The organism is Burkholderia sp. 567 (assembly GCF_040545115.1).
GTDB classification, from domain to species: Bacteria; Pseudomonadota; Gammaproteobacteria; order Burkholderiales; family Burkholderiaceae; genus Burkholderia; species Burkholderia ambifaria.
Genome location: NZ_JBEPLG010000010.1, coordinates 89,527 through 109,724, shown reverse-complemented (window position 1 = coordinate 109,724; position 20,198 = coordinate 89,527). Strand labels below are relative to the sequence as shown.

General features: G+C 67.3%; 20 protein-coding genes. 3 read left to right on the top strand and 17 right to left on the bottom strand.

What is annotated here, in order from left to right; all coding sequences use genetic code 11:
• Positions 1 to 24 precede the first annotated feature (24 nt).
• The 4 genes from ABIC50_RS26445 to imuA all read right to left on the bottom strand — a co-directional run bounded on the left by ABIC50_RS26445 (position 25) and on the right by imuA (position 6,424).
• Positions 25 to 759, bottom strand: a complete 735-nt coding sequence (locus ABIC50_RS26445; protein ID WP_011657990.1) for a GntR family transcriptional regulator — start codon at positions 757 to 759, stop codon at positions 25 to 27.
• A gap of 315 nt (positions 760 to 1,074) precedes the next feature.
• Complete coding sequence (locus tag ABIC50_RS26440; RefSeq protein ID WP_354167940.1) at positions 1,075 to 4,290, bottom strand: error-prone DNA polymerase; 3,216 nt, start codon at positions 4,288 to 4,290, stop codon at positions 1,075 to 1,077.
• Positions 4,291 to 4,296: 6 nt separating this feature from the next.
• Positions 4,297 to 5,784 (bottom strand): Y-family DNA polymerase, encoded by a 1,488-nt coding sequence (locus ABIC50_RS26435; protein ID WP_175656254.1) that lies wholly within the window; start codon positions 5,782 to 5,784, stop codon positions 4,297 to 4,299.
• The gene (gene imuA / locus ABIC50_RS26430) at positions 5,717 to 6,424 is read right to left on the bottom strand and encodes a translesion DNA synthesis-associated protein ImuA (RefSeq protein WP_354167937.1); all 708 of its coding nucleotides are present in this window, start codon (positions 6,422 to 6,424) and stop codon (positions 5,717 to 5,719) included. The genes ABIC50_RS26435 and imuA overlap by 68 nt, the downstream gene beginning before the upstream one ends.
• 203 nt (positions 6,425 to 6,627) lie before the next feature.
• Here imuA and ABIC50_RS26425 point away from each other — a divergent pair, with 203 nt between their 5' ends.
• Complete coding sequence (locus tag ABIC50_RS26425; protein WP_011657994.1) at positions 6,628 to 6,936, top strand: VF_A0006 family four-cysteine protein; 309 nt, start codon at positions 6,628 to 6,630, stop codon at positions 6,934 to 6,936.
• Positions 6,937 to 7,053: 117 nt separating this feature from the next.
• Here the strand turns inward: ABIC50_RS26425 and ABIC50_RS26420 are convergent, their stop codons facing one another.
• Positions 7,054 to 7,869, bottom strand: a complete 816-nt coding sequence (locus ABIC50_RS26420) for a MetQ/NlpA family ABC transporter substrate-binding protein (protein ID WP_011657995.1) — start codon at positions 7,867 to 7,869, stop codon at positions 7,054 to 7,056.
• A gap of 177 nt (positions 7,870 to 8,046) precedes the next feature.
• Positions 8,047 to 9,612, bottom strand: a complete 1,566-nt coding sequence (locus tag ABIC50_RS26415) for a methyl-accepting chemotaxis protein (RefSeq protein WP_354167935.1) — start codon at positions 9,610 to 9,612, stop codon at positions 8,047 to 8,049.
• 208 nt (positions 9,613 to 9,820) lie between these two features.
• On the opposite strand from ABIC50_RS26415, the gene ABIC50_RS26410 reads away from it, so the two are divergent.
• A complete protein-coding gene (locus tag ABIC50_RS26410) occupies positions 9,821 to 10,111 on the top strand; it encodes a YciI family protein (RefSeq protein WP_105832978.1) in 291 nt (96 codons plus the stop codon).
• Between the two features lie 171 nt (positions 10,112 to 10,282).
• On the opposite strand, the gene ABIC50_RS26405 is transcribed toward ABIC50_RS26410, so the two are convergent.
• Genes ABIC50_RS26405 through ABIC50_RS26385 form a run of 5 tightly spaced genes read right to left on the bottom strand, consistent with a single transcriptional unit; the run spans position 10,283 to position 14,365 of the window.
• A complete protein-coding gene (locus tag ABIC50_RS26405) occupies positions 10,283 to 10,900 on the bottom strand; it encodes an SCO family protein (RefSeq protein ID WP_105787167.1) in 618 nt (205 codons plus the stop codon).
• A gap of 18 nt (positions 10,901 to 10,918) precedes the next feature.
• Positions 10,919 to 11,821, bottom strand: coding sequence for a heme o synthase (cyoE, locus tag ABIC50_RS26400; protein ID WP_006752051.1), 903 nt, complete (start codon positions 11,819 to 11,821; stop codon positions 10,919 to 10,921).
• Between the two features lie 8 nt (positions 11,822 to 11,829).
• Positions 11,830 to 12,942 carry a COX15/CtaA family protein gene (locus tag ABIC50_RS26395; RefSeq protein ID WP_138847120.1) on the bottom strand — a complete coding sequence of 371 codons (1,113 nt, stop codon included), beginning with the start codon at positions 12,940 to 12,942 and terminating at the stop codon, positions 11,830 to 11,832.
• Between the two features lie 25 nt (positions 12,943 to 12,967).
• Positions 12,968 to 13,594 (bottom strand): SCO family protein, encoded by a 627-nt coding sequence (locus ABIC50_RS26390; protein WP_011658000.1) that lies wholly within the window; start codon positions 13,592 to 13,594, stop codon positions 12,968 to 12,970.
• 60 nt (positions 13,595 to 13,654) lie between these two features.
• Positions 13,655 to 14,365: an SURF1 family protein gene (locus tag ABIC50_RS26385; protein ID WP_241244881.1), complete on the bottom strand. Its 711-nt coding sequence runs from the start codon at positions 14,363 to 14,365 to the stop codon at positions 13,655 to 13,657.
• Between the two features lie 84 nt (positions 14,366 to 14,449).
• On the opposite strand from ABIC50_RS26385, the gene ABIC50_RS26380 reads away from it, so the two are divergent.
• Entirely contained in the window at positions 14,450 to 14,659 is a 210-nt protein-coding gene (locus tag ABIC50_RS26380) for a twin transmembrane helix small protein (RefSeq protein ID WP_006752055.1), read from the top strand.
• Positions 14,660 to 14,834: 175 nt separating this feature from the next.
• On the opposite strand, the gene ABIC50_RS26375 is transcribed toward ABIC50_RS26380, so the two are convergent.
• The 6 genes from ABIC50_RS26375 to coxB form a co-directional block, all read right to left on the bottom strand.
• A complete protein-coding gene (locus ABIC50_RS26375) occupies positions 14,835 to 15,692 on the bottom strand; it encodes a cytochrome c oxidase subunit 3 (protein WP_105832975.1) in 858 nt (285 codons plus the stop codon).
• 138 nt (positions 15,693 to 15,830) lie between these two features.
• A complete protein-coding gene (locus ABIC50_RS26370) occupies positions 15,831 to 16,031 on the bottom strand; it encodes a DUF2970 domain-containing protein (protein ID WP_006752057.1) in 201 nt (66 codons plus the stop codon).
• A gap of 16 nt (positions 16,032 to 16,047) precedes the next feature.
• Positions 16,048 to 16,656, bottom strand: a complete 609-nt coding sequence (locus tag ABIC50_RS26365; RefSeq protein ID WP_165752070.1) for a cytochrome c oxidase assembly protein — start codon at positions 16,654 to 16,656, stop codon at positions 16,048 to 16,050.
• A 35-nt stretch (positions 16,657 to 16,691) separates the two neighbouring features.
• Complete coding sequence (locus ABIC50_RS26360) at positions 16,692 to 16,832, bottom strand: cytochrome oxidase small assembly protein (protein ID WP_006752059.1); 141 nt, start codon at positions 16,830 to 16,832, stop codon at positions 16,692 to 16,694.
• 79 nt (positions 16,833 to 16,911) lie between these two features.
• The gene (gene ctaD, locus ABIC50_RS26355; RefSeq protein ID WP_006752060.1) at positions 16,912 to 18,519 is read right to left on the bottom strand and encodes a cytochrome c oxidase subunit I; all 1,608 of its coding nucleotides are present in this window, start codon (positions 18,517 to 18,519) and stop codon (positions 16,912 to 16,914) included.
• Between the two features lie 43 nt (positions 18,520 to 18,562).
• Positions 18,563 to 20,170, bottom strand: a complete 1,608-nt coding sequence (coxB, locus tag ABIC50_RS26350; RefSeq protein WP_354167932.1) for a cytochrome c oxidase subunit II — start codon at positions 20,168 to 20,170, stop codon at positions 18,563 to 18,565.
• Between the last annotated feature and the right edge of the window lie 28 nt (positions 20,171 to 20,198).

The following is a 20,198-nucleotide window of genomic DNA, read 5'->3' as shown; positions in this document are numbered from 1 at the left end:
ATGGCGCGCGGGCAGTCTCGCGCGTCAGCGTTTCAGTTCGGCGACGAAGTCGTAATAGTCGTCGCGGCAATACGTTTCGGTCACTTCGATCGCGCGCTGATCGACGCCGTAGCCGATGCGCGTGATCACGAGCAGGGCCGAGCCCGGCTTCACCGCCATCCACTTCGCGATCTCGTGCGTCGCGTTCGCCGCGCGAAAGTGCTGCAGCGCGCGCACCACGGTCATCCCGCGCGCGTCGAGGTATTCGTACAGCGACGCGCCGAGCGCCTGCGGATCGGGCACCACCGCGGCCGGCAGCGTCGAATGCTCGACGGCCATCACGATGCCGTCCGCGCGGCGCAGCCGTTCGAGCCGCGCGACCGTCGCGCCGGGCGCGAGGCCGAGATGCGTGATCTCGTCGCGGCTCGCGGCGCGCAGCGTGCGCGACAGCCACACCGAATCGGGCACGAAGCCGCGCTGCTGCATCTTCGCGGTGAAGCCGACGAGACGCGACAGCGGATCGGCGACACGCGGCGTGATGAAGCTGCCCGCGCCGCGCGCCCGCTTGATCAACCCTTGCTCGACCAGCAGCGCGAGCGCACGGCGGGCCGTGATCCGCGATACGCCGACCGACCCCGACAGCAGCCGCTCCGACGGCAGCGCCTCGCCGGCCCGCCATGCGCCGGCGTGAATCGCGCTCGCCAGGTTGCGGGCGAGCTGCAGATACAGCGGCGTGTCGTCGAGGGGATCGGGCGCCAGTTCGGACCAGCCGGTTTCCATGTGCCTCCGGGTGTCGGACGACGATCTCGGACCGTCGAAAGTGAACGCATTATATAACCACCATAATACCAGTCAACGAACTGGTATTAGCGCGACGGAAATCGCCGGAAGCCTTGCCCGGCAAGCGTTTTAGTAGCGGGAAAGCCTTTGTTTACAACGCGATGCGGGATAGGGATTTACCCGGATTGGTATGCAAGGGGACAGTTCCAGAGCGCGATTCGGCCGGTTTTGGGCGGCGAATATGAGAGCCGGATAGAACCAGTTGAGCCGACTGGTATGCATCGTGCGAGGCTGGCGGCACGGCGCCCGCGGGCATCAATGGAATTCGCGGCTCGACGTGCGCAGGCCGCCGAGCAGCGGCGTCAGATCCTCGAAATGCTGCGCGACGAGGTGCCTCACGTCGCTGACGACCTGCCACACGCCCGACACCGCGAGCAGCCGCGAATCGAGCGTTTCGCGGCGCTGCCGCGCGAGCAGCTCGGGTCGCACGATCACGTTCACGCACCCCGTTTCGTCCTCGAGCGTCATGAACATCACGCCTTTCGCGGTGCCCGGCATCTGGCGGGCCGTCACGATGCCGCACGCGCGCGCGAGCCGGCCGTCGGAGCGATCACGCAGCTCGGCCGCGGACGACAGCCGCTGCGCGCGCAACGCGGGCCGCAGCAGTGCGACGGGATGGCGGTTCAGCGTGAGGCCGGTGGTGTCGTAGTCGGCGAGGATGTCGTCGGCTTCCGACGGTGCGCCGAGCGCGGGTTTCTCGGGTTCGTCGATCGGCGCGGCCGCGAGCAGGTCGCGCTCGGGAGCCGCGGCGACCGCCTGCCACAACGCATCGCGACGATGGCCGGCGAGCGTCACGAGCGCGTTCGCGGCGGCAAGCGCCTCGAGATCGCGGCGCTCGAGCTGCGCGCGGCGGGCCAGCACGTCGACGTTGTCGAACGGGCCGGCCGCGCGCGCCGCTTCGATCCGGCGCGCGGCGGCTTCGCCCAGGCCGCGCACGAGCGACAGGCCGAGCCGCACGGCAGGCTGGCCGTGCGGAGGCGGCTGGTCGGGCAGCGCTTCGAGCGACGCTTCCCAGTTGCTGAGCGTGACGTCGATCGGCAGGACCTGCACGCCGTGACGCTTCGCGTCCTGCACGAGCTGCGACGGTGGATAGAACCCCATCGGCTGGCTGTTCAGCAGCGCGGCGAGGAAGATCGCCGGTTCGTGGCATTTGAGCCAGCTGCTGGCATAGGCGAGTTTCGCGAAGCTGGCTGCGTGGCTTTCGGGGAAACCGTATTCGCCGAAGCCTTTGATTTGCTCGAAGATCTGTTCGGCGAATTCGCGTGTGTAGCCGCGTTCGAGCATGCCGTTCACGATCTTGTCGTGATACGGGCCGAGATCGCCCCTGCGCTTCCAGGCCGCCATCGCACGACGTAGCTGGTCGGCCTCGCCGGGCGTGAAACCGGCTGCGACGATCGCGATCTGCATCACCTGTTCCTGGAAGATCGGAACGCCGAGCGTGCGTTCGAGCACGTCCCTGAGCGCATCGCTCGGATAGGTGATCTCCCCTTCCTCTTCCCCCGCCTTGATCCTGCGCCGCTTCAGGTACGGATGCACGGCACCGCCCTGGATCGGCCCCGGCCGCACGATCGACACCTCGACCACCAGATCGTAATAGTTGCGCGGCTTCAGGCGCGGCAGCATCGACATCTGCGCGCGCGATTCGATCTGGAACACGCCGACCGTATCGGCGCGGCAGATCATGTCGTAGGTTGCTTCGTCATCCTGCGGAATGTGCTTCAGCGTGAACGGCTGGCCGTCGTCCTCCGGCCCGCGCCACGCGGTGCGCAGGTCGAAGGCGCGATGCAGCGCCGACAGCATGCCGAGCGCGAGCACGTCCACCTTCATCAGCCCGAGCGCCTCGAGATCGTCCTTGTCCCACTGGATCACGCGCCGCCCGTCCATCGCCGCGTTCTCGACCGGCACGAGCCGCGTGAGCTTGCCGCGGCTGATCACGAAGCCGCCCGAGTGCTGCGACAGGTGACGCGGAAAGTTCAGCAATCGACCGGCCAGCTCGGCCCACGCGCGAATGATCGGCGTCGCGGGGTCGAGCCCGGTCGACGCGAATTGCTGCAGCAGGTCGCGACTGCCGTCGAACCAGCGATGCGCCTTCGCGACGCGATCGACCAGCATCGGATCGACACCGAGCGCCTTGCCGGTTTCGCGCAGCACGCCGCGCGGCCGATACGTCGAGACGGCCGCCGCGAGCGCGGCGCGATCGTGTCCGTATTTTTCGTAGATATGCTGGATCACCTCTTCCCGGCGCTGATGCTCGAAGTCGACGTCGATGTCGGGCGGCTCGCCGCGCTCCTCGCTGATGAAGCGCTCGAACAGCATCGTGCTCTGCTCGGGATTCACCTCGGTGATGCCGAGGCAATAACACACGACCGAGTTCGCCGCCGAACCGCGGCCCTGGCACAGGATGTTCTGGCTGCGCGCGTATTTGACGATGTCGTAGACGGTCAGGAAGAACGGTTCGTAGCTCAGCCGCGCGATCAGGTCGAGTTCATAGCGGATCTGCCTCTCGACTTTCTCCGGAATGCCCTGCGGATAACGCGTGGCGGCCCCCGCGAAGGTTTCCTGTTCCAGATGGCGCGTCGGCGTGAGCCCTTTCGGCACGATCTCGTCGGGATACTCGTACTGAAGCGAGTCGAGCTTGAAGTCGCACGCATCGAGAATCGCGCAGGTCTCGTCGAGCTCCTCCGGCGAAAACAGCTTCGCGATGCGCCCACGCGCGCGTAGATGCTGTTCCGCATTGGGCGCGAGCGCATACCCGCACTCGGAAACCGGCATCCCGACGCGGATCGCCGTCATCACGTCCTGCAGCGGCTTGCAGGAGCGCCGATGCATCGTCACGTCGCCGAGCGCGACGATGCGCACGCCGCGCCGCTCGCCCGCCGCGCGAATCTCCTCGCGCTGCGCGCCGTCGAGCGGGCGCTGCAATTGCACGAGCCCGAGTCGCGCCCGCGCGCCGAACGTCGCGCGAAACCAGGCGACCTGCGCATCGAGTACGTCCGCGCGCACCGGATACGTGGGGACGAGAATCGCGAAGCAGTCGGGCATGCCGCGCAAGTGGGCGAACTCCGCGGGCGGCGCCGACAGCATCCTCGACGTCAGCCGGTACGTGCCCTTCGGCGACGCCATGCGCCGCCACGAGATCAGCTCTGACAGGTTGCCGTAGCCCTCGCGGTTCTGCGCGAGCAGCACGAGCCCGAACGCGCCGGGGCCCGGATCGTGGCCGGGGGCGACTTCATCGGGCGTTACTTCGAAGAACGAACCGACGATCAGCGGCAGCCCTTGCGCCTTCGCCGCGACATGCATGCGTGGCGCGCCGGCGAGCGAGCATTCGTCGGTGATCGCGATCCCGCGATAGCCGAGCTCGGCGGCGCGCTCGACCAGTTCCTCCGCATGCGACGCGCCATGCAGGAACGAGAAGTTCGAACGACAGAACAATTCCGCGTAATCGGGCAGCCAACTGAATTCCGCAACCATCGCCGCTCACCCGAACAGGCCGTGCAGGAACCAGTGCGGATCCGCCTGGCTGCTCAACCGTTCCTGAAAGACCCAGTAGCACGCGCCGGCCTCGTCCTGCGCGACGTAGTAGTCGCGCGCCACGAGCTGACCGTCGAACCACCCGGCCTCGATCCGCTCGGGCGACGACATCATCCTGAGCGGCGTATGGAACACCGGCCGGTTCGCGCGCATCAGCAACGGCTGCGGCTCGGCCAGCAGCCACGCGGGACGCGGCGGCGCAGCCGGCAGGCCGCCTGCCGGCTTGGCCGCCTGCGCATCGAGCGGCAGCCAGCGGTTCGCCGCTTCGGGCCGGTGATCGGCAACGGGGGCCGCGCGCAGCACGTTCTCCGTGCCGAGCCGCGCGACCAGCAGTTCGAACAGCCGCGCACGCGTCTCTTTCGTGCCCCCCGGCTCGGGAAAGAGATCGTCGGCCGGCGGCGCGACCGATTCGACGCGCGTGGCCGTGAGCCGCACCGCGATCACCGCGGCCGGCAACTCGACGCGCGCGAGCCGCTCGCCGAGCAGCCGCATGAAGTGCGCTTCGTCGCGCACGGGCGCGGCGAACGCGAGTTCGAGCGGCGTCGGCGGCACGGCCTGGCGGCCGCGCTCGTGCTCGAGCTCGAAGGTCATCGCGGCCAGCGACAGCTGCCGCGCGGCCAGCCAGCCGCAAAGCTGCACGACGAGCCGCCGCGCGACGAACAGCACGGCTTCCGCGTATTCGACGCGTTCCGCCAATTCGAGCCGCACGTCGAACACGGGCGGCACGGCCATCCACGCGAGCGGCTCGACCGCATCGCCGTACGCGCGATCGAGCGCGGCGAGCAGCGCGGGACCGCAGCGGCGCTGCAGCCCCGCGCGCGGCAGGCGGCGCAGATCGGCGAGCGTGCGGCAGCCGAGGCCGTCGAACCAGCCCGCATACGGGCGCGCGTCGGGCAGCAGCACGCACGGCAAACGATCGAGCGCACGGACGAGCGAAGCCGGCCCGGCCACGCGGCGCCGGACCCGCGCACGCGCCGACGTGCGCGCGAGCAGCCACGCGCCGCGCCCGGTCGGCGCGGCGGACAGGCGCGCCGCATAGCCGAGCGCCGCGAGCGTCGCGCGCACCTGGCGGCACAGCGACGGCAGGCCGCCGAACAGGCGCAGGCTCGGGCCGACGTCGACGAGGAGCGTCGCTTCGTCGTCGAGCGCGACGCACGGCGAGAAGCGCAGCAACGCGAGCGCGACCGCGCGCAGCGCATCGGCCTCGCGGGCGGGATCGCGTTCGACGAGCCGCGTGTCGGGCGCGAGCGTCAGCACGCCGCCGCGCTTCATGCCCGCGCGCACGCCGTGCCGGCGCGCGGCCGCATCGGCGATCAGCACGACACCCTGCTCGAGCACCGCGCAGCCGGCCGCACCGGCCTCTGCGTCAGACGGCGGCGGGGCGCACACGTCGAGCGGCAGGCGCGGCAGATGGATGCCGAGCAAGACGCGCATAGCGGCTCTCCACGATGGGCGATGGCAAATCGAGCGTGAGCGGCTCGCTGCGCGCGGGCCCGCGACGCTTGACGATGTCGAGCGACACACCGCCCGGCACCGGATGCAGCGAGACGCGCAGCACGGCCGGCGACGGCTGCCGCGCGGCCGCCAGCGGGCGCAGCATCACGAACAGCGTGTCGCCGGTGCGCGCGGCCGCGAGATGCAGACGCCGCAGCGCGTCGGGCCGCGCGTCCTCCCAGAGCAGCAGCGCACCGCAGCAGCCCGTCTTGAGCGCCTGCTCGGCGGCCCACAACGCATCGATGCGGCTGCCGGCGCGCAGCCACAGCAGCGCGTCGGACGGCACGCCGAGACCGGCCAGCGCGCTCGCGTGCGGCGACTGTGGCGGCGCAACGAGCGCGAGCGGCCGCCGTGCGCTGACGGTACGCGCGAGCGCCGGCGCGAGCAGCCGCATCTCGCCGCAGCCCGGCTGCGCGGCCAGCAGTTCGACGAGGCCGCCGACCGGCCAGCCGCCGCCCGGCAGTTCGGCGGACAGCGGCGCGAAGCCCGTGTCGATCGTGCGCGGACCGCCGCGCGCCAGCTGCGAGCCGCGCCAGAGCGACGGATGCAGGGATTCGGGAGAAATGGAGGATGCGAGCATGACGCCACCCACAACTGTATGGATATACAGTATATGGCAATGCGCTCGCGTCGCACAGTACTGGTACGAAACCGGTATTTTCGTCAGAGGAAAACAGGGGAAGCCGACGGCGGTCCGCGCACGGTATCGGCGCAACGCGTGAGCCGCTCTTGCGGCTTTACGCTATGCTGTCCGCCGACCCCATCCCCACCCTCGGAGGGCACATGAAACGGGCGATCCGTGCGCTCGCGTGTGCGGCCATTGCACTGGTGCTGCCGGGCGCGGCATTCGCGCTGGGCGACGACTACGCGCAGTACGACGACTGCATGCTTAACGCGCTGCGCGAAAGCCGTAACGGCGCGGCGGCCCAGCTGATCCAGCGCTCGTGCGATGCGCTGTACCGCAACAACGCGATGCTGCTGCCGCGCGAGCGGCGCTTTCACGAGTGCGTCGTGCAGTCGCTGCCGGGCGTACGCGACAACTACGCGATCCAGCAGATCATGTCGATCTGCTCGCGGCGCGGCGAGATGTGAGCACGCGCTGACCGCCTGACGCCGGGTGGCCGTCCAGCGGCCACACCAATGAAAAAGGGCCTGTGCGAGACAGGCCCTTTCGTTTCAGATTTCAGCGGTCCGACCGCGGTGCGGCGTTCAGAACGACGCGACCATCGAGCCCTTGAACTGCTTCTTGATGAATTCCCGCACTTCCGGCGACTGGTACGCCTTGACCAGCTTCTTCACCCACGGCTGGTCCTTGTCCTTCGCGCGCACGGCGATCACGTTCGCGTACGGGCTCGTCAGCGATTCGAGCGCGATCGCGTCCTTGGTCGGCTGCAGGTTGGCGGCGAGCGCGTAGTTCGTGTTGATCACGGCCGCGTCGACGTCCGACAGCACGCGCGGCAGTTGCGCGGCGTCGAGCTCGGAGATCTTCAGCTTCTTCGGGTTCTCGGCGATGTCGAGCACGGTCGCGTTGTTGCCGCCCGTGCCGGCGCCCGCCTTCAGCTTGATCACGCCTTGCGTCTGCAGCAGCAGCAGCGCGCGGTTCTCGTTCGACGGATCGTTCGGCACCGCGAGCTTCGCGCCTTGCGGCAGGTCCTTCAGCGACTTGAACTTCTTCGAGTACACGCCGATCGGCGAGATGTAGGTCAGGCCCGCGGTGACGAGCTTGTAGCCGCGCTGCTTCACCTGGCTGTCGAGGTAGGGCTGGTGCTGGAAGCTGTTCGCGTCGAGGTCGCCCGAATCGAGCGCCGCGTTCGGCTGCACGTAGTCGTTGAACTCGACGACCTTCACGTTCAGGCCTTGCTTCTCCTTCGCGACCTTCTGCACGACCTGCCACACTTCCGAATCCGGACCGGCCACCGTGCCGACCTTGATCACCTTGTCTTCGGCGTGCGCACCCGCCGACAGCGTCAGCGCGGCGCCGGTGGCCAGCACGGAAAATACCTTCAGGAGACTGCGACGCTTCATCTGTTTCTCGCTTTCTTGCTAACTGAAAATGGGGGCGCGATACGGGTATGCCCGGACTCGCAGGAAGGGGCAAATGGTGTCACAGGATCGGCCGGAAGTGAAATACATCCCGCTCATATGGGTATGCACCGCGGCAGTGCCCCGCGGCGTGCGGGCGACTCGGCCGTTAGTTGCATTTCAGCGAAGGCCGCCGGCCTCGGCGACCCGGAATGCGCCGATCGCGCCGCGCAGCCGCCCGGCCTGTTCCTGAAGCGACGCCGCGGCCGCGGCGGCCTCTTCGACCAGCGCCGCGTTCTGCTGCGTGACCTGGTCCATCTGCGTGACCGCGCGCCCGACCTGCGTGATGCCGCTCGCCTGCTCTTCGGACGCGGCCGCGATCTCGCCCATGATGTCGGTCACGCGCGCGACCGCCTGCAGGATCTCGCCCATCGTCGTGCCGGCCTGGCCGACCAGCGTCGAGCCGTTGCGCACGCGCTCCACCGAAGCGACGATCAGCTCGCGGATCTCCTTCGCGGCCGTCGCGCTGCGCTGCGCGAGCGAACGGACCTCGCCCGCGACCACCGCGAAGCCGCGCCCCTGCTCGCCGGCGCGCGCGGCCTCGACCGCCGCGTTCAGCGCGAGGATGTTGGTCTGGAAGGCGATGCCCTCGATCACGCCGATGATGTCGGCGATCCTGCGCGAACTGTCGTCGATCTCGCCCATCGTGCCGATCACGCGGTTCACGACGTCGTTGCCCGCCCGCGCGATCTCCGACGCGTTGTTCGCGAGCCCGCTCGCCTGCCGCGCGTTGTCGGCGTTCTGCTTCACCGTCGCGGTCAGTTGCTCCATGCTCGCGGCCGTTTCTTCCAGCGACGCGGCCTGCTCCTCGGTGCGCTGCGACAGGTCGTCGTTGCCGGACGCGATCTCGCGGCTCGCCGACGCGATCGACTCGGCCGACTGGCGGATCCCGCCGATCGTCGCCTGAAGGCGCGCCTGCATGTCGCGCATCGCCGCCATCATGCTCGTACTGTCGCCCATGCGCACCGGCACCGGCCGCGTCAGGTCGCCCTGCGCGATGCGACTCGCCAGCGCGGCCGCTTCATCGGGCTCGCCGCCGAGGCTGCCCCGCACGTTGCGGATGATCACGAGCATCGCCGCGCTGATCACGAAGCCGATCACCAGCACGACCGCGAGGTGACCGAACAGCGTCCGGTAGTAGACGGTATCGATATCCTTCAGGAATACGCCGCTCGAGATGTTCCAGTCCCACGGCGCGAAGCGCGTGACGTAGCTGATCTTCGGCACCGCAGTCTCGCTGTGCGGCAGCCGCCCGCGATATTCGGCGAAGCCGCTGCCGGTCGCCTTCGCGGCGTTCAGGATCGTGACGAACAGCGGCTTGCCGTCCGGATCGAGATAGTCGCCGACCTGCGTGCCGACCAGCTTCGGCAGCGTCGGATGCATCAGCACGACGGGTTTCGAATCCATCACGAACACGTAGCCCGACTCGCCGTAGCGCATCGCCGCCAGACTCGCGAGCGCGTCGCGCTTCGCGTCGGCCTCGGGCAGCGTGCCGCTCTGCGCGAGCGCGTGATAGGCGTTGACGATGCCGGCCGCCGATTCGACCAGGTTGGCGATGCCTGCCTTGCGTTCGGCGAGCATCGTCGCGCGCGTCTCGTACGCGCTCCATGCGCCGACGCCGAGTAGCCCGACCCATACCAGCGCAAGCGCGAGCCACAGCTTGCGGTTCAAACTCATTCTGCTCATCTGCGTGCCTCGTCGTCGAAGTCGATACCGCGATGCGCGCGAACGGCCGGTCGCGCGCAAACGGTTGCCCCCGTATTTACGGCAGCGAGACTTACAACTTGAATACACGCGGCCGACGCACGACGGCCGGCACGACACGCAGCGGCCGCTGTGCTAAAAAGACCGGCGGGCCGGCGCGACACGCGCCGGCGACATTCCGGGGCCATCCATGTACGTCATCGACATCCATTACCACGCGTCGCTCGAACACATCGACGATGCGCTCGAACGCCACCGTGCGTATCTGCAGCCGCTGTTCGAGCGCGGCATCTTCATCGCGGCGGGGCCGAAGGTGCCGCGCGAAGGCGGCGTGATCCTCGCGGCCCGGATCGATCGCGACGAACTGGACGCGATCCTCGACACCGATCCGTTCGTGACCGAAGGGCTCGCGACGTATCGGGTGACCGAATTCAAGATCACGCGCGCCGCGCAGGGTTTCAACGTGCCGGCGCTGCCGTAACGCGCGAGCGCCGCTGCGCGGGCGCCGCTGCACGTGCGCAAGCACGCCGCCGCGGCAGCGCGAGGCGGTGAATGCAGATCGAGGGAAAGAGGGAGGCATGCGTGACGGCGTATCGCGGCCGTCACGCGTGTCGCCGGGCGGGCGCCCGGCCGATCATGCGGCGCGCGCCGCTCAGTCGACCAGCAGTTTCAGGTCGTGGACCCACGGGCCCGGGCCCTGGCCGTCGCGCACGAACAGGCGCAGCTTGCCGTCGCGATCGAACACGTAGCTCGCGGCGGTGTGATCCATCGTGTAGCTGCCGGGCGTCTTGCCGGGCACCTTCGCGTAGTACACGCGGAAATCCTTCGTGACCTTCTTGAGCTGCGCTTCGTCGGCCGGCCGCAGGCCGATGAACGACGGATCGAACGCGGGCACGTACTGGCCGAGCAACGCGGGCGTGTCGCGCTCCGGATCGACGGTGACGAACAACACCTGCACGCGCTTCGCGGCGTCGGGCCCGAGCTGCTTCAGCGCCTCGGACAGTTCGGCCATCGTCGTCGGACACACGTCCGGACAGTGTGTATAACCGAAGAACATCACGACGGCACGGCCCTTGAAGTCGGCGAGCGTGCGCACCTTGCCGGTCGTGTCGGGCAGCGAGAAGTCGCTGCCGAACTGCGTGTTGCCGGTGATGTCGAGATTCTGGAATTTCGGCGCGTTGTCGCAGCCCGCGAGCAGCGTGGCTGCCGCGAATGCGCAGGCGAGCATCCAGCCTTGGCGCGCGCGGCGCCCGAACCGTGAATGGAGCATTGCGTTCAAACCGTGCGGTTACACGCCGAGCAGCGGGCGCGCATAGTGATCGACGAGCAGCGCGGCGAACAGCAGCGACAGGTAGACGATCGAGTAGCGGAACGCCTTGCGGGCGAGTTCGTCCGAATAATCGCGGTAGATCTTCCACGCATACGCGAGGAACACCGCGCCGAGCAGCACCGCGCTCGCCAGGTAGACGACGCCGCTCATCCCGGAGATGAACGGCATCAGCGTGACCGCGAACAGGATCACCGTGTACAGCAGGATGTGCAGCCGCGTGAATTTTTCGCCGTGCGTGACCGGCAGCATCGGCAGGCCCGCGTTTTCGTAATCCTTGCGGCGATAGAGCGCGAGCACCCAGAAATGCGGCGGCGTCCACACGAAGATGATCAGCACGAGGATCCACGCGTCGCCGGGCACCGCGCCGGTGACCGCGGCCCAGCCGAGCGCCGGCGGCATCGCGCCCGACGCACCGCCGATCACGATGTTCTGCGGCGTCATCGGCTTGAGCAGCAGCGTATAGACCACCGCGTAGCCGACGAACGTCGCGATCGTCAGCCACATCGTCAGCGGGTTCGTGAACGTATACAGCGTCCACGCGCCGACGCTGCCGAGCACGGCCGAGAACAGCAGGATCTGCGGGGTCGTGATCTCGCCGCGCGCGGACGGACGCCACGCGGTGCGGCGCATCATCGCGTCGATCTTCTGCTCGACGAGGCAGTTGATCGCGAACGCGGCGCCGGCCAGCAGCCAGATGCCGATGGTGCCGCCGATCAGCACATGCCACGGCACCATGCCCGGCGTCGCGAGAAACATGCCGATCACCGCGCAGAACACCGCGAGCTGCGTGACACGCGGCTTCGTCAGCGCCATGTACTGCGAAAACCGGCTACCGGGCGATTGGGAGAGGGTGCTTTGCATGGGGACGGTCACGCCGGGGCGGCGTCGCGCGCGGGCTGCACGACACGGCCGGGGCGGCTTGAAAGGATGCGAAAGTTTAACATGACGACGAGCAGCAGCAGGATCGCGGCGCCGCCGTTGTGCGCGACGGCGACCGGCAGCGGCCACTGCAGCACGATGTTGGTCAGGCCCGTCAGGAACTGCAGCACGACGACCAGCAGCACGCCGTTCGCGGGCCGCCGCAGCGACTCGAAGCGGCGCATCTTCAGCGCGAACGCGACCAGATACGCGACGACGACGAACGCGAACGTGCGGTGGGTCCAGTGGATCGCGACCAGCGCGTCCTGCGTGATCGCGTCGCCGTCCTTCGTCATCCCGAGCGCGCGCCACAGATGGAAGCCCTGGCCGAAGTTCATCGACGGCAGCCACTGGCCGTTGCAGGTCGGGAAATCGGTACACGCGAGCACCGCGTAGTTGGTGCTCACCCAGCCGCCGAGCGCGATCTGCACGACCAGCAGCACCAGCGCCGCGAGCGCGGCCGCGCGGTAGCGGCCGGCCTCCGGATCATGCGACGGCAGCGGCGTCTGCCGCGCGGCGAGCCAGCCGAGCGTGCCGAGCAGCGCGAGGCCGAGCAGCAGATGGGTCGTGACGATCACCGGCTGCAGCTTCATCGTGACCGTCCACGCGCCGAACACGCCCTGCACGACGATCAGCAGCAGCAGGCTCGTCGGCCACCACGGCGACACGTGCAGCGGGCGGCGGCGCAGCCGCGCCGACCATGCGATCACGACCTGCGCGATGATCAGCACGCCGATCGCCATCGCGAAATAGCGATGGATCATCTCGATCCACGCCTTCGTCATGCTGACGGGGCCGGTCGGCATCGCCTGGTGCGCGGCCGTGATCGCGGCGTGCGCGATGAACGGCGACGACGTGCCGTAGCAGCCGGGCCAGTCCGGGCAGCCGAGCCCCGAATCGGTCAGCCGCGTGAAGCCGCCGAACATCACCAGGTCGAGCGTGAGGAACGTGGTGATCCACACCAGCTTGCGGAACTTGTCGTCGTCGGCCTTCACCCACACGTACGACAGCGGCAGCAGCGCGATGCACAGGCCGATCAGGCCGAGTTGCAGTAGATACGACATCGAATGGTTGCCTCGTTGTCTCGCCTTAGCCGATGCTCGACCACTTCAGCAGCTTCGTGACGTCCGCCTTGATCTTGCTGGGGTTCGGGTTCTTCGGGAAACGCATCATCAGGTTGCCGTTCGGATCGACCATGTAGAGGTGGTCGCTGTCCTTCGTGCCGGCGTCGGCCGGCAGCCATGCGGCGACCGCGGCCGGATCGGCGACCAGCCGGCGCGTGTCCGGATAGGCTTCCAGCACCTTCGGCGGCACCGCGCCTGCGTCGCTGCGCAGCCACACCATCGTGAGCCGGTGTCGCTCGCCCGCCTGCGTGACGCGGATCTGGCGCATGAAATAGAGCTTTTGCGCGCATGCGTCGTCGCACGCGCTGCGGTCGGTCATCACGAACAGCCACACGCCGCGCAGCGACGACAGCGGCACCGTCTTGCCGGTTTCGTCGGTGACCTGCAGGTCGGCCGGGATCGGCCGCTGCGGCTCGATCAGCGTGCCGTAGTTGGTCGAGCCGCCCTTCGGCTTGATCACGTAATAGGTGAAGTACGACGCGAGTATCGGCGCCGCACACACGAGCCCGAGCAGCACGAGCATCCAGCGGCCGCGCTTGCGGGCCGCCGGCGAAACCGGCGTCGCGGCCGGACCCTGACGGGAAGATTGCATGGACAAATCAGACCTCTCGAAACGAACCCGCGGCGCCGCCGCCGCGTCCGGGCATGGCGCTCACGCGCCGGCCGACTTCTTCGCCGCACGCCGCGCGGCGTACAGGCCGAAGCCGAGCGCGGCGGCCGCCATGGCCCACCACTGAAACATGTAACCGTAATTGCGCTCGACGCCGGTCGTCGCCGCCGGCCAGTCGCGCACGAGCTTGTCGCCGTCGTCGCTCGTCTGCTGGATCACGAACGGCTGCAGCGGCAGCCCCGTTTCCTTCGCATACGCGGCGACGTCCAGGTTTTGCCGGATCTTCTGGTGCGCGGCCGAGCCGCCTTCGCCGAGTTCGAACGCACGTGACGCGTCGGCGCGCGCGATGCCTTCGATCTCGATGTCGCCGTCGGGCGTCGCGAACGGCTCGATCGCCGTGCGATCGGCGATGTTGCGCGGCAGCCAGCCGCGGTTCACCAGCACGACGCCGCCGCCCGAGAGTTTAAACGGCATCACGACGTAAAAACCCGGCTGGTCGTTATACGGCCGATTGTCGAGGAACACCGCCTGCTCCGGCATGAAGCGGCCCCGCGCCCGCACGCGGTGGAACTCGATCGACGCGAGCGGAATCGGCTGCGCACCGACGTCGACGGGCGCCGCGTGCTCGTAGCGCACGACGCTCGCCTGCAGCGCTTCCTTCTGGTGCGCGCGCTCGCGCTGCCAGAACCCGAGGCGGATCGTGACCGCGACGACGACGAGAATCAGCAGCGCAGGCAGCCAGCGGATCTTCATCGGGCCGCCCGCCGGGCGCATTCGCGAAAGCGAAGTGCGATAATTATCCTCTTCCTTTCGAATTGCCGTCGTCCGGTTCGTGTCATGCACATCCTCGTTCCCATCGCCTTCGTCCTCATCATCGCCAGCATGGGCTCGGCGCTCTACTTCATGATGCACGACCGCGGCCATACGAAGCGCATGGTCTGGTCGCTGGCCACCCGCGTCGGGCTGTCGGTGTCGCTGTTCCTGTTCATCCTGTTCGCGAACTGGATGGGCTGGATCCATTCGACCGGCCTGCCGATCGGGCGTTGATGCATTCGCCACGCCGGCTGCCGTGACATTTCGCCGCATGGCGGCGCCACCAAGCAAAAGCGCCGCCTGACTGAGTCGCGGCGGCGCCGGGGGCGTCGAGCGCAAGCAGCCGGCCGCTGCGTCGCCTTCGCCAATGAAAACGGCCCGCGCATCGCTGCGCGGGCCGTTGTTCCATTTACAGCCAGTAGACGACGACGTACAGGCCGAGCCAGACGACGTCGACGAAGTGCCAGTACCACGCGGCGCCTTCGAATGCGAAGTGGTGATCCGGCTTGAAGTGGCCGCGGATCATCCGCACCAGCACCACCGCGAGCATCGTGCCGCCGAGGAACACGTGGAAGCCGTGGAAGCCCGTCAGCAGGAAGAACGTCGAGCCGTACACGCCCGAGTTCAGCGTCAGGTTCAGTTCGTTGTACGCGTGGTAGTACTCGAAGCCCTGCAGGAACAGGAAGCAGATACCGAGCGCGAGCGTCGCGGCCAGCCACGCGATCGCCTTCTTGCGGTAATTGTCGCGCAGCGCGTGGTGCGAGATCGTCAGCGTCACGCCCGACGACAGCAGGAACGCGGTGTTCAGCGTCGGGATCGGCCACGGGCCCATCGTCTTGAAGTGACCGGCGAGCGCGGCGGGGCCTTCGTTCGGCCACACGGCGGAGAAATCCGGCCAGATCAGCTTGTAGTCGAGGCTGCCGAGCTGGTGCAGCGCGATTTCACGCGCATAGAACAGCGCGCCGAAGAACGCGCCGAAGAACATGACTTCCGAGAAGATGAACCAGCTCATGCTCCAGCGGTACGACTTGTCGACGTTCTTGCCGTAATGACCGCCTTCCGACTCGGCGATCGCGTCGCCGAACCAGTGATACAGCGTGAAGAGCAACCACAGCAGGCCGAGCAGCGCCGTGTACGGCGCCCAGTCGTGACCGTTGATCCACAGCGCCACCGATCCGAGCATGACCAGCAGGCCGACGGCCGCGCTGATCGGATGCTGCGACGGATGCGGCACGAAATAGTACGGGGTCTGGTTTTGACCGCTCATGCTTGATTCTCCACTTCAGTCCAATTTATGTACCGGAAACCGCTCCGGCTGTATTTCTTGCGCGGCGCGACCGCCGCCGCTCTTTCCCGCACGCGGCGCCCGGGCGCCACGCACTGCATTCTTTCGTGGTCGCGGGCCTCAGCCCACGACCGCACGCACGATCAGGATCAGCACGCCGATGAACACGCCGGCCGCGATCAACGCGACGATCAGCACATGCAGCGGATTGAGCTGCGTCGCATCGGCCTCCAGGTCGCGCCGCTTGCGCACCCCGAAGAACGACCACAACACCGCGCGCACCGCCTGGCCGAACGACCCGCTCCGCTTGGTCTCCGTCATCGCCCCGTCTCCCTCGTCATGCGTCCGGTTTCGCCGCGCCCTGCGCCGCCGTCTTGCGCGGTGCCGGCGCCGGCTCGGCCGGCGTATTCAGTTCGAAGAACGTGTACGACAGCGTGATCGTCTTCACGTCCTTCGGCAGTTTCGGATCGATCACGAACACCACCGGCATCTTGCGCGACTCGTTCGCGGCCAGCGTCTGCTGCGTGAAGCAAAAACACTCGATCTTCTTGAAGAACTCCGTCGCCTGCTTCGGCGCGTAGCTCGGAATCGCCTGCGCCACCACCGGCCGGCCCTGCCCGTTGGTCACGTCGTAGACGATCGTCGTCAGTTCGCCCGGATGCACGTCGAGGCTGTTGTGCTCCGGCTTGAAACCGAGCGGGCCGCGCGCATTCGCATCGAACTCGACCGACACCGTGCGGCCATAGTCGACCTGCGTGTTCTTCGCCTCGCGCTCGCTGACATCCCGTTGCACCAGGTTGTTGATGCCGGTGATCTGGCAAATCGCGCGATACATCGGAATCAGCGCGAAGCCGAAGCCGAACATTAGTCCGGCCACGACGAAGAGCTTCACCAGCATCGAACGATTGAACGCGCGATCGGCTGCGCCCTCTTCCGGCTTCGACATACGACGACTTCCTCGCTACTGCGTCAGTTACTGCATCAGTGGGTGGACAGCCACCACTGCTTGATCACGACACCCACGAAAAAAACGGCGGCGATGACGAGCAGGGTGAGGCCGAGCCGCTTGTTGCCCGCGCGAATCTGCTCGGGCGTTCGTCTTTCTTGTGGATTCCGGTTCATCTGAAACTTCGCTGAAACTCGATTCCGCGCCCGCCGCGCCTGCCTGCGCGGCAGGCAGCGGCGGAACGCTGGGTGAAACTTATTCGACGTGCGGCGGTTGCTCGAACGTGTGGAACGGAGCCGGGCTCGGCACCGTCCATTCGAGGCCCGTCGCGCCATCCCACGGCTTGTCCGACGCCTTTTCCAGCTCGCCGCCACCACGGTAGGCCGGCAGCGCGACCGCGAACAGGAAGTACACCTGGGCGAGGCCGAAGCCGAATGCGCCGATCGTCGCAACTTGGTTGAAGTCCGTGAACTGCGCCGGGTAGTCCGCATAGCGGCGCGGCATGCCCGCGAGACCGACGAAGTGCATCGGGAAGAACGTCAGGTTGAAGAAGATCATCGACGCCCAGAAGTGGATCTTGCCGCGCGTCTCGTTGTACATCCAGCCCGTCCACTTCGGCGCCCAGTAGTACCAGCCCGAGAACAGCGCGAACAGCGACCCGGCCACCAGCACGTAGTGGAAGTGCGCCACCACGAAGTAGGTGCCGTGGTACTGGATGTCGAGCGGCGCCATGGCCAGCATCAGGCCCGTCAGGCCGCCGAACGTGAACACGAACAGGAAGCCGATCGCGAACAGCATCGGGGTTTCGAAGGTCATCGAGCCGCGCCACATCGTCGCGAGCCAGTTGAACACCTTCACGCCCGTCGGCACCGCGATCAGCATCGTCGCGTACATGAAGAACAGCTGGCCGGTGACCGGCATGCCCGTCGCGAACATGTGGTGCGCCCAGACCATGAACGACAGGATCGCGATCGAAGCCGTCGCGTACACCATCGAGCTATAGCCGAACAGCGTCTTGCGTGCGAACGCCGGGATCACCTGCGACACGATCCCGAACGCCGGCAGAATCATGATGTACACCTCGGGGTGGCCGAAGAACCAGAAGATGTGCTGGTACATCACCGGGTCGCCGCCGCCTGCCGCGTTGAAGAACGACGTGCCGAAGTGGCGGTCGAACAGCACCATCGTGATCGCGCCTGCCAGAACCGGCATCACGGCGATCAGCAGGTACGCCGTGATCAGCCACGTCCATGCGAACATCGGCATCTTCATCAGCGTCATGCCCGGTGCGCGCATGTTCAGGATCGTCACGACGATGTTGATCCCGCCCATGATCGACGACGCGCCCATGATGTGGACCGCGAAGATCGCGAAGTCCATGCCCGGGCCCATCTGCGTCGACAGCGGTGCGTACAGCGTCCAGCCGGCGGCCGTCGCGCCGCCCGGCGCGAAGAACGAACCGACCAGCAGCACGGCCGCGACCGGCAGCAGCCAGAAGCTGAAGTTGTTCATCCGCGCGAATGCCATGTCGGACGCGCCGATCTGCAGCGGAATCATCCAGTTCGCGAAGCCGACGAACGCCGGCATGATCGCGCCGAACACCATGATCAGGCCGTGCATCGTCGTGAGTTCGTTGAAGAACTCCGGACGCATGATCTGCAGGCCCGGCTCGAACAGCTCGGCACGGATGCCGAGGGCCATCACGCCGCCCGACAGGAACATGATGAACGAGAACAACAGGTACAGCGTACCGATGTCCTTGTGGTTGGTGGCGAACAACCAGCGCCGCCAGCCATGCGGTGTTTCGTGCGCGTGGTCGTCGTGCGCGTGGTCCGCGACTACGTCGTGCCCGATGCTAGACATGAGAATCTCCTAATGCGAATACGTCGACTAACTCAGCGACACGTCAAGCCGCCGGCCCGATCTCGACTCGCCGGGCTTCCTTCGCGTCAGCCCCGCCCGTGATCGTTTCCGGCTTTTTGAGAATAATGTGGTCTTCCGCCACGCCTGCTGCCTTCAGCGCGTCGCGCACGACCTGTGCACGATGCTTGGCGAGTTCGGCGTTCGCGTCGGCCGAGCCCGTCTTGTCGGTGAAACCCGACAGCGCGAGCTTCGCGTCCGGATGTGCCTTCGCATAGTCGGCCGCTGCGGCGATCGCCGCCTTCGCGTCGGCCGGCAGCACGCTCTTGCCCGTTTCGAAGTAGATCGTCGACAGCGCGGTCGATGCCGGCGCTGCCGCCGATGCCGCCGCCGACTGCTCGGCCGCGCCCGACGCGGCTTGCGCCGGTGCCGAGGCCGCTTCGGCCGGTGCCGCGACGCCCGCCGTGTCTTCCGGCATCTTGCCGTTGCGCGCGTCAGCCACTTGCTTCGGCTGCAGCAGATCGTTCTTGTGGTTGCCCCACGAGTTGCGCTCGTACGTGACGACCGATGCGATGTCGAGGTCCGACAGCGACGCCCACGACGGCATCGCGCCCTTGCCGTGCAGCACGCGCTCGACGTGGCCGGCGATCGGGCCGTTCACGATCGGGCTGCCGTCCATCGCCGGGAATGCGCCGAGGCCCTTGCCGCTCACCTGGTGGCAGGCCGCGCAGTTCGCCTTGTAGACTTCCTCGCCGTGCGCGACGAGTTCGGCCATCGTGTAGACCTTGTTCGGATCGACCGCGGCGCCGGCCAGCTTGGCCTTCTGCGCGGTGACCCACTTCGCGTAGTCGTCGTCCGACAGCACCACGACCACGACCGGCATGAACGCGTGTTCCTTGCCGCACAGCTCGGTACAGAAGCCGCGGAACGTGCCGACCTTGTCGGCCTTGAACCACGTATCGCGCACGAAGCCGGGGATCGCATCCTGCTTCACGCCGAATGCGGGCACGTACCACGAGTGAACGACGTCGTTCGCGGTCGTGATGATGCGGATCTTCTTGTTGACCGGCACGACGAGCGGGTTGTCGACTTCCTGCAGGTAGGTTTCGGTGATCGGCTTCTTGCCCATCACTTCGTCACGCGGCGTGCTGAGCGTCGACAGGAAGCCGATGCCCTCGCCCGGGCCCTTCACGTAGTCGTAGCCCCACTTCCACTGGTAACCGGTGACCTTGATCGTGAGATCGGCGTTGGTCGTGTCCTTCATCGCGACGACGGCCTTCGTGGCCGGCAGCGCCATCAGCACGACGATGACGAACGGCACGATCGTCCAGATGATCTCGACGGTCGTGCTTTCATGGAAATTGGCGGCCTTGTGGCCTTTGGATTTGCGGTGCGCGAAGATCGAATAGAACATCACGCCGAACACGCCGACGAAGATCACCGTACACAGGATCAGCATCATCGTGTGGAGATCGTAGAGCTCCTCGGCGATCTTCGTGACCGGCGGCTGAAAGTTGATCTCGTTGACGCGGGGGCCGCCCGGGCTATCACCGACCGCCAGAGCAGCGCCGGCAAAGAGCAATCCGCTGCATGCCAGCACGCCCGTGAGGGCTCGCTTGATTGTTTTCATAGCATCCTTACCCAAAATTTCCATTCAAACCCCTCCCCCGTCGCAAGCCGCC

Coding starts and splice junctions, on each gene's coding strand:
- ABIC50_RS26445 (WP_011657990.1), bottom strand. CDS start 759: ATGGAAACCGGCTGGTCCGAACTGGCGCCCGATCCCCTCGACGACACG.
- ABIC50_RS26440 (WP_354167940.1), bottom strand. CDS start 4,290: ATGGTTGCGGAATTCAGTTGGCTGCCCGATTACGCGGAATTGTTCTGT.
- ABIC50_RS26435 (WP_175656254.1), bottom strand. CDS start 5,784: ATGCGCGTCTTGCTCGGCATCCATCTGCCGCGCCTGCCGCTCGACGTG.
- imuA (WP_354167937.1), bottom strand. CDS start 6,424: ATGCTCGCATCCTCCATTTCTCCCGAATCCCTGCATCCGTCGCTCTGG.
- ABIC50_RS26425 (WP_011657994.1), top strand. CDS start 6,628: ATGAAACGGGCGATCCGTGCGCTCGCGTGTGCGGCCATTGCACTGGTG.
- ABIC50_RS26420 (WP_011657995.1), bottom strand. CDS start 7,869: ATGAAGCGTCGCAGTCTCCTGAAGGTATTTTCCGTGCTGGCCACCGGC.
- ABIC50_RS26415 (WP_354167935.1), bottom strand. CDS start 9,612: ATGAGCAGAATGAGTTTGAACCGCAAGCTGTGGCTCGCGCTTGCGCTG.
- ABIC50_RS26410 (WP_105832978.1), top strand. CDS start 9,821: ATGTACGTCATCGACATCCATTACCACGCGTCGCTCGAACACATCGAC.
- ABIC50_RS26405 (WP_105787167.1), bottom strand. CDS start 10,900: ATGCTCCATTCACGGTTCGGGCGCCGCGCGCGCCAAGGCTGGATGCTC.
- cyoE (WP_006752051.1), bottom strand. CDS start 11,821: ATGCAAAGCACCCTCTCCCAATCGCCCGGTAGCCGGTTTTCGCAGTAC.
- ABIC50_RS26395 (WP_138847120.1), bottom strand. CDS start 12,942: ATGTCGTATCTACTGCAACTCGGCCTGATCGGCCTGTGCATCGCGCTG.
- ABIC50_RS26390 (WP_011658000.1), bottom strand. CDS start 13,594: ATGCAATCTTCCCGTCAGGGTCCGGCCGCGACGCCGGTTTCGCCGGCG.
- ABIC50_RS26385 (WP_241244881.1), bottom strand. CDS start 14,365: ATGAAGATCCGCTGGCTGCCTGCGCTGCTGATTCTCGTCGTCGTCGCG.
- ABIC50_RS26380 (WP_006752055.1), top strand. CDS start 14,450: ATGCACATCCTCGTTCCCATCGCCTTCGTCCTCATCATCGCCAGCATG.
- ABIC50_RS26375 (WP_105832975.1), bottom strand. CDS start 15,692: ATGAGCGGTCAAAACCAGACCCCGTACTATTTCGTGCCGCATCCGTCG.
- ABIC50_RS26370 (WP_006752057.1), bottom strand. CDS start 16,031: ATGACGGAGACCAAGCGGAGCGGGTCGTTCGGCCAGGCGGTGCGCGCG.
- ABIC50_RS26365 (WP_165752070.1), bottom strand. CDS start 16,656: ATGTCGAAGCCGGAAGAGGGCGCAGCCGATCGCGCGTTCAATCGTTCG.
- ABIC50_RS26360 (WP_006752059.1), bottom strand. CDS start 16,832: ATGAACCGGAATCCACAAGAAAGACGAACGCCCGAGCAGATTCGCGCG.
- ctaD (WP_006752060.1), bottom strand. CDS start 18,519: ATGTCTAGCATCGGGCACGACGTAGTCGCGGACCACGCGCACGACGAC.
- coxB (WP_354167932.1), bottom strand. CDS start 20,170: ATGGAAATTTTGGGTAAGGATGCTATGAAAACAATCAAGCGAGCCCTC.